Genomic DNA, 17270 nt, shown 5'->3' with positions numbered 1-17270 from the left:
ATTCTTCTGCTATTAGCGCAAAAGACCAAGCAGCATCAAAAAAATCAGAACAATGTCCTATCTTGATAATATCCGCACCTTTGTGCGTGTCTACGAATTGGGCAGTATGTCCGCAGCGGGGCGCGATTTGCGCATTTCTCCGGCAGTGACCTCGTCGCGGATTTCCCAGCTTGAGGATCATCTGAGCGTGCGCCTGTTCCAGCGCACCACCCGCAGCCTGACCCCGACCGAGCAGGGCAAGGCGTTTTACAGCGGGGCCTGCGAGATACTGGAATCGGTCGACAACGCCGAGGCACAGGTGGTGTCGATCACCGACAACCCCAAGGGCGCGCTGTTCGTGGCCGCCCCGCTGGGTGTCGGCCGCCGCCTGATCGCGCCGCAGGTGCCGGCGTTTCTGAAAGCCTACCCCGAGGTGTCCGTGCGCCTGCGCCTGACCGACCGCAAGGTGGATCTGACCACCGAGGGGCTGGATCTGGCGTTTTTCCTGGGTCAGCCCGAGGACAGCACCCTGCGCATCCGCAAGATCGCCGATGTGGAACGGGTGCTGTGCGCCGCCCCGGACTATATCGCCGCGCGCGGCAATCCGGTGTCGGGCGAGGCGCTGGTGACCGACCGCCACGAATGCCTGAACCTGCGCTTTCCCGGCGCGCCGGAATTTCAGTGGCGGCTGATGACACCCGAGGGGCCGAAACGCTTTGCCGTGACGGGGCGCTACGAATCCGACGACGGCGACGTGCTGATCGACTGGGCGCTGGCGGGGCAAGGGATCGTGCTGAAACCGATCTTCGAGGTCGCCGACCACCTGCGCGCCGGACGGCTGGTGCCCGTGGCCACAGCCACCCCGCCCGAGCCGATCCAGATGGCGTGCCTGTTCACCCACCGCAAACGGCAGGACCCGAAAACCCGCCTGTTCATGGATTTCGTGATCGACCGCATCAGCAAGGACGTGCGCGACAGCGGGATGCTTTAGGGGGATCGTGACTTCGCCACACAGGGCAGCGCCCGACCGCGGGTGGGCGCAGATACCTTCGTTAATGCCACTTTATCTATCCGCTTTGGCGTGCGGGTGACAAAGTGCAAAACGGTGAGAAAGCGCCCGCCCGTCGCACCAAAGGTGCGCCGACTATTTCAGGCACGCCTCCGGCGTGACGGGCGGTCGGGCGCTGCCCGGCGGTGCTAAAGCACCTTGATTCCGGGCTTTGGTGTGTGGGGCTGGTGTTAGGTGAGGTTGCGGCGAAGGTCGGGTTTGAGGCCTTTCCGACTTCCCCCCCGCGCGGATTCAAGGCCGCAGGCCGCCGCGCATCGCCGGGCCGCCCCACGGCACGGCGATTTGGTTTCTGTTGCGCGGAACAGATGGGTTGAATGTGCTTGGCTGCCATTAAGTGGCAGACACTCAGGTTGGATCGCCGCACCTCGGCCCGTCGATGCGCGGCTTCGGGCTGCATTTTCAGCGCAGACCCTAACTCCCCCGATACGTCGAATACCCGAACGGCGACAGCAACAATGGCACATGGTAATGCATCGCCTCCGACATCCCGAACCGCAGCGGGATCACGTCCAGAAAGCGCGGCGCTTCGGGGGGCACACCGCACCCATCCAGATAATCGCCCGCGTGAAACACCAGCTCGTAGGTGCCGACCTGAAACTCCGCCTCGGGCAGGATCTGCGCATCCGTGCGCCCGTCGGCATTGGTCTCAACCGTTTTCAGATGCGTCCGCCCCCCATCCTCGACCCGAAACAGCTCAATCCGCATCCCCGCCGCGGGACACCCCCGCGCCGTGTCCAGAACATGGGTTGTCAAATATCCGGCCATCGCATTTCCTCCTGTGCGTTCCGCTGGCATATAGACAGGGCGCAGCACCCCCGGCAAAGCATCGCGCACAAAAGGCTGCTTCTGATATTTTTTGATAATCCCCGCGATTGTTTTGGATTACAGGGGGTGCAGACCTGATCAAAGGAGACCACCATGAACCGCTACCCCCGAGACATGACCGGCCATGGTGCCACCCCGCCCGCAGCCAACTGGCCCGATGGGGCGAAGATCGCCGTTCAGATCGTGCTGAACTACGAAGAGGGCGGCGAGAACAACATCCTGCACGGCGACGCCGCGTCCGAGGCGTTCCTGTCCGAGATCACCGGCGCGCAGCCCTGGGTCGGGCAGCGGCACTGGAACATGGAAACCATCTATGAATACGGATCGCGCGCAGGCTTCTGGCGTCTGCACCGCATGATGGCCGACCTGCCCGTCACCGTTTACGGCGTGGCCACCGCGCTGGCCCGTGCGCCCGAGCAGGTCAAGGCGATGCAGACCGCAGGCTGGGAAATCGCCAGCCACGGCTTGAAATGGGTCGAACACAAGGACATGCCCGAGGACGAGGAACGCGCCGCAATCGCCGAGGCCATCCGCCTGCACACCGAAGTCACCGGCACCCCGCCGCGCGGCTGGTACACGGGGCGGTGTTCGATGGACACCAACCGTCTGGCCGCCGAGACGGGGCAGTTTGCCTATCTGGCCGACACCTATTCCGACGAGCTGCCCTATTGGGAACGGTTTGACGGGCGCGACCAGTTGATGGTGCCCTATACGATGGACTGCAACGACATGCGCTTTGGCATTCAGGCGGGCTTTACCACCGGGGCGCAGTTCGAAAGCTATCTGATGGACAGTTTCGACATGCTCTATGCCGAAGGACAAGAGGGCGCGCCGAAGATGCTGTCGATCGGTCTGCATTGCCGCATCGCGGGCCGTCCGGGGCGGGCCGCCGGGCTGAAACGGGCGCTGGACTATATGAAGTCGCACGATGGCGTGTGGTTCGCCAGCCGGCTTGAGATTGCCGAGCACTGGGCGCGCACCCATCCTGCCCCGACGGCGCAGCGCCCGTCGGACATGGACCGCGACACATTCGTGCAGGCGTTCGGCGGCATCTTTGAACACAGCCCCTGGATCGCCGAAGGCGCCCATGCGCTGGAACTGGGCCGCACCCACGACACCGCGCAGGGCATCCATCAGGCGCTGGCGCGGGTGTTCCGCACCGCATCGGACGAACAACGTCTGGCCGTGCTGACCGCCCACCCCGATTTGGCCGGCAAGCTGGCGACGGCGAAACGTCTGACCGCCGAGTCGACGGCCGAGCAAGCCTCGGTCGGTCTGGACGCGCTGACCGACGACGAACGCGCGAAATTCACCGAACTGAACGACGCCTATACCGCCAAGTTCGGCTTTCCCTTCATCATCGCCGTGCGCGACAACACCAAGGCGTCGATCATGGACGCCTTCGCCCGCCGCATCGACAACGACCGCGACACCGAATTTGCCGAGGCCTGCGCACAGGTTGAGCGCATCGCGGAACTGCGCCTGATCGAGAAGTTCGGCCAATGACCCAGACGCTGACACTCAGCACCCTGACGGCGCAGGCGTTTGCCCCCTTTGGCGATGTTCTGGATGTTTCGGGCACGCCGGACAAGATCATCAACCAGGGCCTGTGCGGCCGCCACCACGACCGCGCCACGCTGGACTTTTCGGACGGGCGCGCGGGCATCAGCCTGTTCAACGCCGAACCGCGCCAGTTTCCGATCACGCTGGACATGGTCGAACGTCATCCCGAGGGCTCTCAGGCCTTTATCCCGATGAGCCTGCACCCTTTCGTCGTGGTGGTCGCCCCCGACGAGAACGGCAAACCCGGCACCCCCCGCGCCTTCGTGACGACGGCGGGACAAGCGATCAACCTGCACCGCGGCACATGGCACGGCGTCCTGACCCCGATCCACGCGCCCGGCCTGTTCGCCGTGGTCGACCGCATCGGCGAGGGCGTGAACCTTGAGGAACATTGGTTCGAGACGGCTTACGAGATTGTGGAGGGGTAAGGGGCAAATCATATCTCCCGCCCGTCCATATATATACTAAAGTATGTTATTGACATTAATAAGTAGGTATACTTTTCTGTTGCGGCTCTCACCTGATCGAGGCCTCGATGCGAAAATCAGCCGCCACACCCCATGCGTTGAAGATGGCCAAAGGTCGGAAACTCCGCCAGCAAAAGGCTTTTCTGGACGCCGCCGCGGCCTATGACGACGCCAGCAAAATGCTGCCCCGATCAAGGGCAGGTCTGTTCGTTGCCTTATGCCTGCGGGATGCGGAACGGTTCGATCAGGCAGAAGCTGCCTTTCGGGCCTATCTCGAGGTCAACGCCGAAGACTTTGAGGGATGGACCAGCTACGGCACCTTCCTGAAAAACACCGGTCGCCTTGAAGATTCAATCGCACCGCTCAGAACGGCGCTGACCATTCGGGATGACGCCGAAGTGCGAAACGCCCTGATCGGCGTTCTGTGGCGCGCCGGACAGGTGCAAGAAGCAAAGCAGGAAGGCCATCACAACATCCGCCTGAAAGACAGGAATGCGCTGGCGGGGTTCAAGGCGTCCGTACATCGCAAGCAACGGTTGCGCGACGGCGGCGGCACCTTTGATCCGTCGCAACGCACGCGCAATATCATTGCCTTTTCACTGTGGGGTGATCGACCGGAGTACATTACAGGCGCCATCGTCAACGCACAGATCGCGCAGCACATTTATGTGTGTTGGACACCACGTTTCTATTGCGACAACAGCGTGCCCGCCGACGCGATTCACGCCTTACGGGCCTACGGCGCGCAAGTTGTATTGATGGACCGGCCCGAACATCAACGCTATCGGCCCATGTGGCGCTTTCTGGTCTCGGATGATCCAGACGTAAACGTCTTTATCTGCCGTGACGCGGATTCAAGATTGAATGCCAAAGAGTTGCTGGCGGTGAATGCGTGGCTTGAATCAGGAAAACGGTTTCACATCATGCGCGATCACATCTATCACCACGAGCTTATTCTGGCAGGCATGTGGGGCGGCACCGCCGGTGTATTGCCGAATATCGCGGGATTGCTGGGGGATGACACCCGGTATTTTGACAACAAGTTCGGTGATCAGGCGTTTCTGGCAGATTTCGTCTGGCCCCTGATCCGGGAGGATGTGTTGATCCACGACACCCACTTCAGATACCCCAAGGCCAGGAAGTTCCCCACAGGCTACGACCTGCCCGGATCAATTCACGTCGGCGGGGGCGTCAAGACAATGCCCCACTGGTCGCAATACGTTCAGTTGCCGGGGCAACCGGTCAAGCGTCGCACTGGATCTGTCGGCTAGATCAAATCTGGATGCTGATTGTCACGCACCGACGTGCCGGTTCCCGCCGACGCACGGGTGCCCGTCCCTACCCCCGCCCCAGCATGTTCACCGCCTGCATCAGCGACGGGCGCATGGCGCGGACGAAATCGTCTTCGGGCCAGTCCGACAGCATCGCCGTGATCGTGACGGCCCCGATCGGCACGCCTTGGGCGTTCACAATCGCCGCGCCGATGGCGATCTCGCCCGGCATCAACTGTTCCAGCGCCACTGCGTAGCCCTGCTGTTTCACCTGCCGCGTCTTTTCCAAAATCGCATCGGGGTCGGTCAGCGTATGTTCGGTGAACTTCATCCGGTCGGACCGCGCCAGAACATCGCGCGCGGCGTCCTCGTCCATCTGCGACAGCACGGACCAGCCGGTTGACGTGCAATACATCGGCACGCTGTGCCCCAGCATCATCGCGTGCAGCGTGTCCCGCTTGGGCTGGAACCGCGTCGCATAGATCAGCCGCACGTCGTCGATCAACGACAGGTCCACCCGTTCGCCCACCGTGTCGCGCAGTTGCAACAGCACCGGAATGGCGCGCTGGATCAGGCCGTTCAGGCGCATGGTGTCAAAGATATGGTCGTACAGACGAATGCCCGGCAAATAGCCCGTGTCGCGGTCGTCGCGCTGGATATATCCCAGCTTGCGCAGGGTGTGGATGATCCGCTGCGTGGTGCTGCGGTCCAGCCCTGCGGCCTTGGACATATCGGTCAGGCTCAGCGGCCCCTGCGCCCCGTGAAAGGCCGACAGCACCTGCATGGTGCGCGCCGCCGCGCGGACGAACAACGCGTCGCTGCCCTCCGTTTCGGTGTCGTTGACAGCCGCCGGATAGGAACCATTCCAGGCGTGGATCGTCTCGTTCGTCATTCTCACCCTCTCTTGCGTGGCATCCGGCCGCTATATCACGTCGGTCGCAACGCCCGCCCGACATTTCTGCCCCGATGCGCCCCTGCGGGTGGCATGTGTGGCACCAGATCACGCAAACCGCCGCATTTTGCCTGAAATGTCCTGAATAGGCTTGTCGGGTTGATATGCCTATGTCAACAATTGATACAGTTGCATCGAAAATAGCCCACGGCACCCGCCCGGCCCATCGGCAAAAACAAGGACCCCCACGGAATGACCCCCACGTCACTGCACGAACTGACCGCGACCCAACTGATTGCGCTGTACAAATCCGGCAAAGCCACCCCCGTCGATGCCACCCGCGACGTGATCGCCCAGATCGCCCGCCGCGAGCCCGAGCTGCAAGCGACCTATGCCTATGACCCCGAAGGCGCGTTGAAGACCGCCGAGGACTCGGCCGCCCGCTGGAAAAACGGCACCCCGATCACCGAAGGTGGCGTGACCATCGACGGCATCCCGACCACCATCAAGGAAAACATCGCGACCAAGGGCACGCCCGTCCCCTTTGGCACCGCCGCCACGCCGCTGGTCCCCGCCGAACAGGACGCGCCGCCCTCGGCCCGCCTGCGCGAAGCGGGGGCTGTCATTCTGGGCAAGACCACGATGCCCGAGTTCGGCGCGATGTCGTCGGGCCTGTCCAGCATCCACCCGCTGACGCGCAACCCGTGGAACCTGAAAATGAACCCCGGCGGCTCCAGCGCAGGGGCCGGTGCGGCGGGGGCCGCAGGGTACGGCCCGCTGCATGTGGGCACCGACATCGGCGGCTCGGTCCGCTTTCCGGCGGGCTGGAACGGGCTGGTCGGTCTGAAACCCAGCCTTGGCCGCGTGCCGATTGATCCGCCCTTCATGGGCCGCTGTGCCGGTCCGATGACCCGCACCGTGGACGATGCCGCGCTGATGATGGCCGTGATGGCCCGCCCCGATCCGGATCAGCGCGACTGGATGAACCTGCCGCCCGCCGACATCAACTGGACCGATCTGGACATGGACCTGACCGGCGTCAAAATCGGTCTGCAACTGGACGCCGGTTGCGGCATCGCCATCGACCCGCAGGTGATCCCGCCGGTGCTGGCAGCCGCCAAGGCGTTCGAAGCCGCAGGCGCGATCATCGAAGAGGTCGCCCCGTGGATGACCGACGAGATCCTGCAAGGGCTGAACCGCTTCTGGAGCATCCGCGCCGCCAAGGACATTGCCGACCTGCCGCCGGGCCACCGCGAAAAGATCTTGCCGATTTTCCTGGAATGGGTCGAACCGGTGCCGGGCTTTACCGCCCTTGAAGGTTACCGCGCGTTTCAGGCCACGGTCGACATCCGCAAGCTGACCGTCGCCGCAACCAAACCCTACGACTTCATGTTGTCGCCGCTGTCGGCGCACATCAGCTTTCCGGCGGAATGGGGCTATGCCAACAACGACGTGACCCGCGCCCACGACCAGATCGGCTTTACCGTGCCCTATAACATGAGCGAACAGCCCGCCGTGTCGCTGTGCTGTGGCTACGACACCAACGGCGTGCCGATGGGGCTGCAAATCGCGGGGCACCGGTTTGACGATCTGGGCGTGCTGCGGATGGCGAAAGCCTATGAACAGATGCGCCCCGAAATGCGCCCCTGGCCGATGTAAGACGGCAAAAGACCCAAGGCCCGGCATCACCGCCGGGCCTTGGTCACGGTCACGCCGCCGCGGGCGGCCAGCGGTCGGCCCAGGGCATCAGTTTTTCCAGCGCCGCCGCGACCGTCAGCAAGGTCGCCTCGGAATGCCACGGGCCCACGATCTGCATCCCGATGGGAATGCCCTTGCTGCTCATTCCCACGGGCACCGACATCGCCGGATGGCCACTGGCATTCTGCGGCACGGTATAGGGATACCACGCTTCGCGCAGCGGGCCGTAATCCACCCCGTCCACGACCAGCGGTGCATCCTGCACCTGATCAATCGGCAGCGACGGCGTGGCGATGGTGGGCGTGACGTAAACATCGGTGCCGTCCAGCAGATGCTCCATATTGTGGAAAATATCCGTCCGCGCGCGCAGCGCCATGGCCAGCGCGTCATAGGAATGATGCGGGTTCGAGGTCAGCGACATTTTCGCCGTGCGGTCCATCCGGTCACCGAATTCCTCGACCAGATGGCCAAAGCGGGCGTATTGATAGGCGCGCATATGGGTCAGCGCGCTGGAAATGTCATGCACCGGATCGTCGATCATGCCGACATCCTGCGCCCCTGCCCCGGTCAGCGCCGACACCGCGTTCAGCACCGCCGCCTCGACCTCGGGATCGACCCAGTCGTTGACGGTGCGCATCATCACCCGCACGCGCATCCCCTTCATCGCCTTGACCGGATCGGCCGGCAGCGTGATCGGCGCGGCGGGGCTGCCAAAGGACCACGGGTCGCGGCGGTCCATGCCCTTCATCCCGTTCAGGCCCAGGGCAAGGTCGGCAATCGACCGCCCCATCACCCCGATCACGGTGAACGAACCGAACACATCCGTGGTGGATTCGTGCGGGATCAGCCCCCATGTCGGCTTGATGCCCGCAACACCGCAGGCCGACGCCGGAATGCGCCCGGACCCCGCCCCGTCTGACGACAGGTGCAGCGGACCGAACCCCATGGCGGTGGCCACGCCGGTGCCGCCCGACGACCCGCCGCAACTGCGCGACAAATCCCACGGGTTGCGGGTGATCCCGTTGGTGGGGCAGTCGGTGATCACCTTGTGCCCGAATTCCGGCGTCGCGGTCTTGGCAAAGGGGATGGCCCCCTTGCGGCGCAACCGCGCGACGGCTTCGACATCGGCGTCGGGCATCAGCCCCTTGTGCGCAAAAGACCCGCTTTCCGTCGGCAACCCTTTGACGTTCAGCAAATCCTTGGCGGTGACCGGAATGCCCTGAAACGCGCCCGGCGCTTCGCCGCGGGCCAGTGCCGCATCGCGGGCCTCGGCGTCGGCCATCGCGGCCTCGGGGTCCATGTTGGCGATGCCGTTGGTGTCCTTGTCCAACCGCTCGATCCGGTCCAGCACGGCACGCATCAGCCGCGCCGCCTTGACCTTGCCGGATTGCGTCAGCGGCAAAAGCTCGGTTGCCGTCATCCGGCACAGATCGTCATCGGTCATCTTCGGTCTCCCTTTGGTCCTGTCCGCCGGATTAGGGATGTCCCCAAAGGCGAACGCAACGGTTAAAGCTGTAGGAACGTCCTGGCATTTCCGCCCAGCCAGCGCGCGGCAATGTCGTCTTCGATCGGCAACTGGCGCACCTCGTCCAGCACGCGGTCCATTGGCTGCATCGGCCATGCGGTGCCCACGATCATCCGGTCCTTCAGCACCGTGCGCCCGTATTGCATCAGCGGGCCGTACCCCGAGTGTTCTACCGCCATCAGCCGGGGCCGCATCGCCACCAGCCCGATCCACAGGTTCGGCTGCCGCCACGCCACCGCCAGCAGTTCCTGCACCCACGGCCAGCCCGGCGGCGACGCGATGGCGCGCAGTTCGGGAAAATCGCACAGCACCCGGTCCAGCATCTCGGGCCGTCCGAAATCAGGCGAGGATTTCAGCGAAAAGTTGATGCCGACATGGATGTTCACCGGAATGTCCAGCTCCACGCATTTGGCATAGAGCGGGTACATCCGCCGGTCGTCGATGGCCAACTGGTTCTCGAAACATTGCAGGTTCAGCCCCTTCAGGCCCAGCTCGCGCACCGCGTATTCCAGTTCACGCACCGCCGTCATGCCCTTGTTGGGGTCCACGCCGGCAAAGCCCAGAAACCGCCCCGGATGCGCCGCGACCACCTCGGCCACCGCCTCGTTGGTGACCCGCCCGCCAAAGGTGGTTTCGACATCGCGCGCCTTGATCACCGTCAGGTCGATCCCGGCCGCATCCACATTCGCAAACCACTGGTCCAGCGTCGTCTGCCCCCGCGCCGATGCCTTTTCGCTGGACGCATAGACGCGCCGGTAATTGGCCAGATGGCTGCCGTCGCCCAGCGACAGGGTTTCGATGGGTGGCGTTGCGCCAAAGTCGATGATCATTGCTGTTCTCCTAGCGCCACAGGTGTTCCACCCGGTCAAATGCCCCGATCCGGTGATCGTCGCGTATCTTGGCCAGTTCGGTCTTGGCCACTTTGAACGACGTCGTGCGGGGCATGGTTTCGATAAATTCGAAGTACCGCGGCACCTTGAACGACGCGAGCCTGCCGCCCGCATATTCCACGATCTGCCCGATCAGGTCGGCATCACCGGTGGCCCCCTGCTGAAGCGAGATGAACGCCTTGACCTCTTCGCCGCGCAAGTCGTCCGGCACCGCGATCAGCGCCACCTCTTCGATGGCCTCCATGTCGCGCAACACGCCCTCGACCTCGCGGCAGGCGATGTTTTCGCCCGACCGCCGGATCATATCCTTTTTGCGGCCCACGATGTAATGATAACCCTGCGCGTCCTTGCGGAACAGATCACCGGTGTGCAGCCAGCCGTCGGACAACAGTTCGGCGGACGCCTTGGGGTTGTCATAATACCCCGCCGCCATGCCCGGACCGCGCACCAGCAATTCCCCGACCGCGCCCGTCGGCACCTCGCGGCCCGCATCATCGACGATCTTGGTCTCCCGGAACGGCGAAGCGATGCCGCAACTGCCCGACCCGATCATGTCGTCGGATTCCAGCGGCATGTACATGCCAGACCCGATTTCCGTCATGCCAAAGGCTTCGCGCGCGACCAATCCGTAACGCTGCTCAATCTCGCGGTGCGCCGTGGCGCGCACGCCGTAGATGTTGGCGCGCACCACGGGGTTGTCGGCATCATGGGCGGCGGCGGGCTGTTTCAGCGCCGCCTCGGGGAACAGGCAGAAATTGATCCGGTGCACCGACAGCCAATGCGCAAACTTCGACGCGCTTTGCTTGCGGCCCACCACCAGCGTGCCGCGCTGATAGATCGCCATCAGCAGCAGCCACTGCGGGTCCATATAGCTGAACGGTGTTGTCGCCAGAACCCGCCCGAACCGCTGCCCGTCGCGCCATGCGTTCACCATGCCGATGGTCAGCCAATAGCGATGCGACAGCAGGCACCCCTTGGGCAACCCCGTGGTCCCCGAGGTGTATTGAATGTTCAGCAGATCATCGCAGCCCACCGTCACCTGCGGGCAATCCTGCGCATCCGCGCGCGCCCAGCGGTCGGCCCAATCGTCCGAGCCGACGACAACCACCGTCGGGGTCACGGTCGCAGCGTCCAGCATATCGGCCAGTTCCTGATGGATCACCAGAAACGCAGCCCCCGAATTGGTCACCGCATAGTCCAGTTCGCGCGGGGAATAGCGGGTGTTCACCGGCACCATCACCGCCCCCAACCGACCCAGCGCCAGCCACAGCAGCGGCATTTCACACACGTTGGGCAGCATCACCGCCACCTTGTCGCCCTGGGTCACCCCCAGATCGGCCAGCAACGCGGCCATCTTGCGGCTGTCATGCTGCCCTTGGGCATAGGTCGTCTGCGTGCCGTCATCAAAGAAATCCCACAGCGTCTGGTCGGGGCAATCCTGCGCCGCCTCGTCCAGCAATGCAGGCACCGACTGCGGCAGCGTGGCGGCCTCGATTGTGGCGCGGCGTTGGTCTGGCGTCTGGTCGGGCCGGGTCAGGGGTACGGGTGTCATCCGGGCATATGTCCTGCGGTTTTTTGCGTGGCTCAGACGGACAAGCTGTCCCTCTTCCCCTTCACCTAGACAGCCATTCTGCCGACGCGCAAATGCCAAATGGTTCACTAAACATTACCCCAGATTATGAGTGGTATACCGGCGAAAACGACGGTCTTTTAGCGCCCTGCATGGATGGCTCTGACGCCCTGACCGCACCCGCCACGCGCGAAATCACATCAAACATTCCTAAATCGAATGATATTGAAAAAACTTGCTATTTGACTTGAACGGGGGCCGCGGTGCGATCATCGGGCATGATCCAGACCCCTCATATCCCCAATGCATCCCCCCATGCATCCATCGTGGAGACACTGAATTTGGCCCGTGACAACGCCCCTGCCGAACCGATCCTGTCCATAGATCACGTCACCAAACGCTTTGACGGAACCGAGGCGGTCAGCAGCGTGTCGATCGAGGTCCTGCAAGGCGAATTTGTCACCCTTCTGGGGCCGTCGGGCTGCGGCAAGTCCACCTTGCTGCGGATGATCGCAGGGTTTGAAACCCCCACCCGCGGCCGCATCCTGATGCGCGGCGAGGACATGTCCCACCGCCCCGCCTATGACCGCGAGATTGGGCTGGTGTTTCAGAACCTTGCGCTGTTTCCGCACATGAACGTCTTTGACAACGTGGCCTTCGGGCTGCGGGCACGGGGCCGCACCGACGGGCTGCAAGCCAAGGTGCAGGACATGCTGGCGCTGGTCGGGCTTGACGGGTTCGACGACCGCCGCACCGGCCAGATTTCCGGCGGGCAACGGCAGCGTGTGGCGCTGGCGCGGTCGCTGGTCACCCAGCCCGACGTGCTGCTGCTGGACGAGCCGCTGTCGGCGCTGGACCTGAAACTGCGCCGCCAGTTGCAGACCGAACTGAAACGCATCCAGCAGGAAACCGGCATCACATTTGTCTTTGTCACCCACGATCAGGAAGAAGCCCTGTCGATGTCCGACCGCATCGCCGTGATGAACGCCGGTCGGGTTGAACAGTTCAGCTCGGCGGTCGACACCTATCACCGCCCCGCAACCGAATTCGTGGCCCGTTTCGTGGGTGAAACCAACCTGCTGCGCGGACAGGTCCAGGCGGCCAGCGGCGGCCGGATGACCCTGAAACTCGACGGGGTTGATGCCGTGGTGACTGTCCCTGCGGGCGACAGATTGCTGGGGCTGGGCACCGATGTGGCCATCTCGATCCGGCCCGAACACATGACCCTTGGCACAGGCACCGACCAGCCGATTGCAGCAACGGTCCTGTCCCACAGTTTTTCCGGCGCCACGATCACCTATGCGCTGGACAGCGCGGCAGGCCGCCTTTTGGCGCAGGTGCCGTTCCAACCGGGCGGCGGCCACCCGCTGCCGGCCAAAGCACCGGTGTCTGTCGGATGGACCGACACCGCAGTGACACTGATCCCGGGCAAACCGGGACGTTCATAACCTGACATGGAGAACTGACATGACACTGACACGACGCCAGACCATCGCGGGCGCGCTTGGCACAGCCGCCGCCCTCAGCCTTCCGGGCCGCCTTTCCGCCCAGACCGACCAGTTGCTGCACGCCTCTTGGGGCGGCGGCACGGGGGACACCTGGACCCATTCCTTTGCCACCCCCTATCAGGAACAATCCGGCACCGCCGTGCGCGTGGTCGAGGTCCCCAACCCCGAGGCCCAGTTTCGCGCGCAGGCCGGCGCACCGCAGTATCACAGCGGCATCGGCACCTTTGTGCAGGGCGTGAACCTGATGCGCGACGACATGCTGGAAACCTTCAGCATCGACGAACTGCCCGCGATGAAGGACATTGACGAAAAATACTGGCTGAAAACCCCCGATGGCCGTCTGGCCGGTGTCACGCCCTATTTCGCCTATTACGGCATTGCCGTGAACACCAACGAAGCTTCGGTTGACGACTTCCAGTCCTGGAAAGATCTGGCGAACGAAAAATGGCGTGGCCGTCTGGGCATGACCCGCCCGATCTATCTGTCGACCTATGACCTGACCATGTTCTCAATCGCCGCCGGCGGCGACGAGATGAACACCGCGGGCGGCATGGAGCTGTTGACCGGCATGGCGCGCAACGTGTTGATCGTGTCGAATTCGCTGGCCCAGCAAAACACCATGCTGGAACGCGGTGAAGTGGCGGCGATGCCGTTCTATTCCACCCGCGTCTGGGCGCTGAACGAAGCGGGCATTGATTACGTCAAGATGGTGATCCCCACCGAAGGCAGCCTGTTGCTGCCCTATGCCGTCTTTGCCCCCAAAGGCGTCAAGGACCGCGAACAGGTGGCCGAATGGCTGAACTATTGCGCCAGCGCCGCACCGCAAGAAAGCGGCATGGCCTTTTCCGGCTATATCCCCGCCAACTCAAACGCGGTGGCCACCGATGACATCAAGGCCAAGCTGGGCATGGACTATACCGACCTGCGCGCCAAGCTGTACCAGCCCGACTGGGGCTATATCGCCGAACACCAAAAAGACACCGTCGCCGCCATCGACCAGATGATGTCGACCCTTTGATCTGACCGCAGGCCCGGCACTGTCCGGGCCTGCCACCCCTTGCTGTCGAAACGAACGGAGCCTTCCTATGGCCAAGACCCTGCGGTCTGCCCTGTTGCTTGCGCCCTCTGCCTTTCTGATCGGGGTATTCCTGATCGGGCTGGTGCGGCTGATCGCGTCGTCGGTCCTGATCGACGGGCAGATCGACCTGCACCATTACGTCGACATCATGAACCGCCCCGACTATGTCGCGATGCTGGGCCGGACCCTGCGCACGGCGGCGCTGACCACGTTTTTCTGCCTGCTGCTGGGCTATCCCACCGCCTATTATGTGGCGCGCTATCAGGGCAACCGGAACATCCTGCTGCTGCTGATCATCTTCCCGTGGCTGGTGTCCATCGTGGTGCGCAGTTATGGCTGGGTGGTGATCCTGGGGCCGCGCGGGCTGGTCAACGGGTTCCTGATGTGGACCGGCATGGCCGACCGCCCGTTCAAGCTGATGTACAACGACTTTGGCGTGGTGATGGGGCTGGTGCACGTGCTGCTGCCGTTCATGATCATCGCCATCCTGTCGGTGCTGATGCAAATCTCGCGCACTTTGGAAGAAGCGTCGATGAGCCTTGGCGGACGCCCCGTCTACAGCTTTCGCACCGTGTTGTTGCCGCTGTCCCTGCCCGGCATCCTGACCGGCGTGACGCTGGTTTACCTGATGTCCACCGGCGCGATTGTCACCCCGCTGCTGCTGGGGGGCCTGGGCGACACCATGATCGGCACGGAAATCTTCCAAGAGGTCATGCACTTCTTTGACTACCCCAAGGCCGCAGCCCTGGCGACCGTCCTGCTGGTCACCGCCATGGCCGTCGTGCTGCCGCTGCAATTTCTGGAACGCTGGCTGTCCAAACGCCTGACCGATGGAGCCCCCTCATGATCGCCCGTTACACCGGCATCGCCGTCCTGTTGTTCCTGCCCATGCCCATCCTTATCGTGGTGCTGTCGTCCTTTACCGCGGCGGGCTACCTGTCCTTCCCGATCAAGGGGCTGTCGCTGCGCTGGTATGCGGAATTCCTCGGCTCGGCCGACTGGCTGCGGGTCCTGGGCACCTCGGCGCTGCTGGCGCTGATTGGCGCCTTGGTCAGCACCGGTGCCTGCTTTGCCGCCGCATGGGCCGTGGTCCGCCACAAGGTCCGCTTTGGCGCCACCTATGAAACCATCCTGCTGGCGCCGCTGATCTTTCCCCATGCCGCGATTGGCGTGATCATGATCGTCACCCTGTCCAGCCTGGGCTGGCTTGGCACCTTCTCGGGCCTCATACTGGTGCATTGCATCCTGACCATTCCCTACGCCTATCGCCCCGTCGCCGCCGCCCTGCGCAAATCCGACGCCGCCCTGGAAGAGGCCGCCGCCAGCCTGGGCGCACGCCCCTGGCGCACCTTCTGGATGGTGACCCTGCCTGCGGTGCGCCCCGGTCTGGTCACGTCGCTTTTGTTCACCTTCATCATCTCGTTCGACGAGGTGACGGTGACCCTGTTCCTGGTCGGTCCCTTCGTCATGACCCTGCCCGTTCAGGTGTTTTCCGAAGTTCTGGAAAGCGCCAGCCCCATCATCGCAGCGGTGTCTGCGGCACTGGTGCTGTTCACTTCGGCCATGGTGTTCATTCTGGACCGCGTCATCGGCATCCAGTTCTTCGTGGAACGCGACTGATGCAAAACCTGATCAGCACCCCCTATTGGTGGGAGGAAGCACCCCCACGCCGTTTGGGCAACACGCCGCCCGCGAAAACCGATGTGGTGATCGTCGGCGGCGGCTTTACCGGCCTGAACGCGGCCATCACCCTGCGCCGCGCCGGCGTGTCGGTGGTGGTGCTCGAAGCGGACGCTTTCGGCTTTGGCGCCAGCGGGCGCAACGCGGGCCATGTGTCCAGCGGTGTGAACCTTGGCAAATCCGCCGCGTCCTCCAACGTCCGCTCGCCGCTTGAGGGGCGCTTGCCGCCCGGCGTCTATGACGCCCTGAAGGCCGAGGCCGCCGCGTCCTTTGACCATATCGAGGCGCTGATGCCACAGTTGCCGCGCGATGCGGAATACCGCCGCTCGGGCCGCGTCGTCTGCGCCGCCCTGCCCGCACATTACACCGCGATGCAGGCCAAAAGCGGCAAGATGACCCGCGACGGCACGCAGCTCTATCCCAAGGACCAACAGCGTCTGGTGATCGGAACCGATCTCTATCACGGCGTCATGACCATCGACCGCGCGGGCCAGTTGCATCCGGGCAAATACGTGCAGGGTCTGGTGGACCTTGCGGTCAGTACCGGCGCGGTCCTGTGCGACAATCACCGCGTTAGCGGCATCACCCGCACCGGCACCGGCTGGCGGGTCGCGGCCGGCAATGCGCGGGTGGATTGCGAAAAAGTGTTCATCGCCACCAACGGCTATTCCGACGCCCTGCGCCCGTGGATGCGCCGCCGCGTGATCCCTGCGGCCAGTTACATCGTTGTCACGGACGAACTGCCCGACGGGCTGATCGACGACCTGCTGCCCCAAGGCCGCACCGCCGTCGACAGCAAACGCCTGCTCAGCTACTACCGCCCGACGCCGGATCGCAAACGCATCCTGTTCGGGGGCCGCGCCAGCCTGCAAGAACGCGACGCAAAACAGGTCGCCGACGAACTGGCCGCGCGCCTCTATGCCGTGTTTCCGCAAATCACCGGCCTGCCGATCCGCTACGCATGGTCGGGCAAGATCGCCTTTACCTTCGACCTGCTGCCGCACATGGGCGAACACGAAGGCATCGTTCACGCCCTTGGCTGCAACGGCTCGGGCGTGGCCATGCAAAGCTATCTGGGCCACATGGCGGGTCAGGCGATGTCGGGCGGGCCAAAATCCGCCTTCTGGAATCTGGATTTCCCCACCGTGCCCTTTTACCGCGAAACCCCGTGGTTCCTGCCCGCCGTCACCGGCTGGTATCGCTTCCGCGATGCGGTGGAACGGATGACAGGGCACTGACCTGCAAGCAAAAGGGC

Annotated in this window: 15 protein-coding genes; 10 read left to right on the top strand and 5 right to left on the bottom strand. The window is 63.7% G+C overall.

Annotated features, from left to right (window positions below; genetic code table 11):
• Window positions 1-52 precede the first annotated feature (52 nt).
• Window positions 53-970 carry a LysR family transcriptional regulator gene (locus AAC077_RS17910; protein ID WP_339772524.1) on the top strand — a complete coding sequence of 306 codons (918 nt, stop codon included), beginning with the start codon at window positions 53-55 and terminating at the stop codon, window positions 968-970.
• A 489-nt stretch (window positions 971-1459) separates the two neighbouring features.
• Here the strand turns inward: AAC077_RS17910 and uraH are convergent, their stop codons facing one another.
• Window positions 1460-1813 (bottom strand): hydroxyisourate hydrolase, encoded by a 354-nt coding sequence (gene uraH, locus AAC077_RS17905; RefSeq protein WP_339772521.1) that lies wholly within the window; start codon window positions 1811-1813, stop codon window positions 1460-1462.
• 153 nt (window positions 1814-1966) lie between these two features.
• Here uraH and puuE point away from each other — a divergent pair, with 153 nt between their 5' ends.
• The 3 genes from puuE to AAC077_RS17890 all read left to right on the top strand — a co-directional run bounded on the left by puuE (window position 1967) and on the right by AAC077_RS17890 (window position 5174).
• Window positions 1967-3379 carry an allantoinase PuuE gene (puuE, locus tag AAC077_RS17900; RefSeq protein ID WP_339772519.1) on the top strand — a complete coding sequence of 471 codons (1413 nt, stop codon included), beginning with the start codon at window positions 1967-1969 and terminating at the stop codon, window positions 3377-3379.
• Window positions 3376-3864, top strand: coding sequence for an ureidoglycolate lyase (locus tag AAC077_RS17895; protein WP_339772517.1), 489 nt, complete (start codon window positions 3376-3378; stop codon window positions 3862-3864). The genes puuE and AAC077_RS17895 overlap by 4 nt, the downstream gene beginning before the upstream one ends.
• 107 nt (window positions 3865-3971) lie before the next feature.
• Window positions 3972-5174 carry a hypothetical protein gene (locus tag AAC077_RS17890; protein WP_339772514.1) on the top strand — a complete coding sequence of 401 codons (1203 nt, stop codon included), beginning with the start codon at window positions 3972-3974 and terminating at the stop codon, window positions 5172-5174.
• 67 nt (window positions 5175-5241) lie between these two features.
• On the opposite strand, the gene AAC077_RS17885 is transcribed toward AAC077_RS17890, so the two are convergent.
• The gene (locus AAC077_RS17885) at window positions 5242-6066 is read right to left on the bottom strand and encodes an IclR family transcriptional regulator C-terminal domain-containing protein (protein WP_339772511.1); all 825 of its coding nucleotides are present in this window, start codon (window positions 6064-6066) and stop codon (window positions 5242-5244) included.
• Window positions 6067-6318: 252 nt separating this feature from the next.
• Here AAC077_RS17885 and AAC077_RS17880 point away from each other — a divergent pair, with 252 nt between their 5' ends.
• Entirely contained in the window at window positions 6319-7725 is a 1407-nt protein-coding gene (locus AAC077_RS17880; protein ID WP_339772508.1) for an amidase, read from the top strand.
• A 49-nt stretch (window positions 7726-7774) separates the two neighbouring features.
• Here AAC077_RS17880 and AAC077_RS17875 read toward each other — a convergent pair whose 3' ends face one another.
• The 3 genes from AAC077_RS17875 to AAC077_RS17865 form a co-directional block, all read right to left on the bottom strand.
• Entirely contained in the window at window positions 7775-9208 is a 1434-nt protein-coding gene (locus AAC077_RS17875; RefSeq protein WP_339772505.1) for an amidase, read from the bottom strand.
• A 62-nt stretch (window positions 9209-9270) separates the two neighbouring features.
• The gene (locus tag AAC077_RS17870; protein WP_339772503.1) at window positions 9271-10119 is read right to left on the bottom strand and encodes an amidohydrolase family protein; all 849 of its coding nucleotides are present in this window, start codon (window positions 10117-10119) and stop codon (window positions 9271-9273) included.
• A gap of 10 nt (window positions 10120-10129) precedes the next feature.
• Window positions 10130-11731, bottom strand: a complete 1602-nt coding sequence (locus AAC077_RS17865; protein WP_339772500.1) for an AMP-binding protein — start codon at window positions 11729-11731, stop codon at window positions 10130-10132.
• Between the two features lie 296 nt (window positions 11732-12027).
• Here AAC077_RS17865 and AAC077_RS17860 point away from each other — a divergent pair, with 296 nt between their 5' ends.
• From AAC077_RS17860 to AAC077_RS17840, 5 genes are all read left to right on the top strand, one after another.
• A complete protein-coding gene (locus AAC077_RS17860) occupies window positions 12028-13197 on the top strand; it encodes an ABC transporter ATP-binding protein (RefSeq protein ID WP_339772498.1) in 1170 nt (389 codons plus the stop codon).
• A gap of 19 nt (window positions 13198-13216) precedes the next feature.
• Window positions 13217-14275 carry an extracellular solute-binding protein gene (locus tag AAC077_RS17855; RefSeq protein ID WP_339772495.1) on the top strand — a complete coding sequence of 353 codons (1059 nt, stop codon included), beginning with the start codon at window positions 13217-13219 and terminating at the stop codon, window positions 14273-14275.
• A gap of 67 nt (window positions 14276-14342) precedes the next feature.
• Window positions 14343-15182: an ABC transporter permease gene (locus AAC077_RS17850; RefSeq protein ID WP_339772492.1), complete on the top strand. Its 840-nt coding sequence runs from the start codon at window positions 14343-14345 to the stop codon at window positions 15180-15182.
• Window positions 15179-15955 (top strand): ABC transporter permease, encoded by a 777-nt coding sequence (locus AAC077_RS17845; protein WP_339772489.1) that lies wholly within the window; start codon window positions 15179-15181, stop codon window positions 15953-15955. Before AAC077_RS17850 ends, AAC077_RS17845 begins: the two co-directional genes overlap by 4 nt.
• Window positions 15955-17253: an FAD-binding oxidoreductase gene (locus AAC077_RS17840; protein WP_339772486.1), complete on the top strand. Its 1299-nt coding sequence runs from the start codon at window positions 15955-15957 to the stop codon at window positions 17251-17253. The genes AAC077_RS17845 and AAC077_RS17840 overlap by 1 nt, the downstream gene beginning before the upstream one ends.
• Window positions 17254-17270: the final 17 nt, after the last annotated feature.

This window comes from uncultured Pseudosulfitobacter sp. (genome assembly GCF_963976325.1).
GTDB lineage: Bacteria > Pseudomonadota > Alphaproteobacteria > Rhodobacterales > Rhodobacteraceae > Pseudosulfitobacter.
This window is presented reverse-complemented; position numbering and strand designations above follow the sequence as displayed.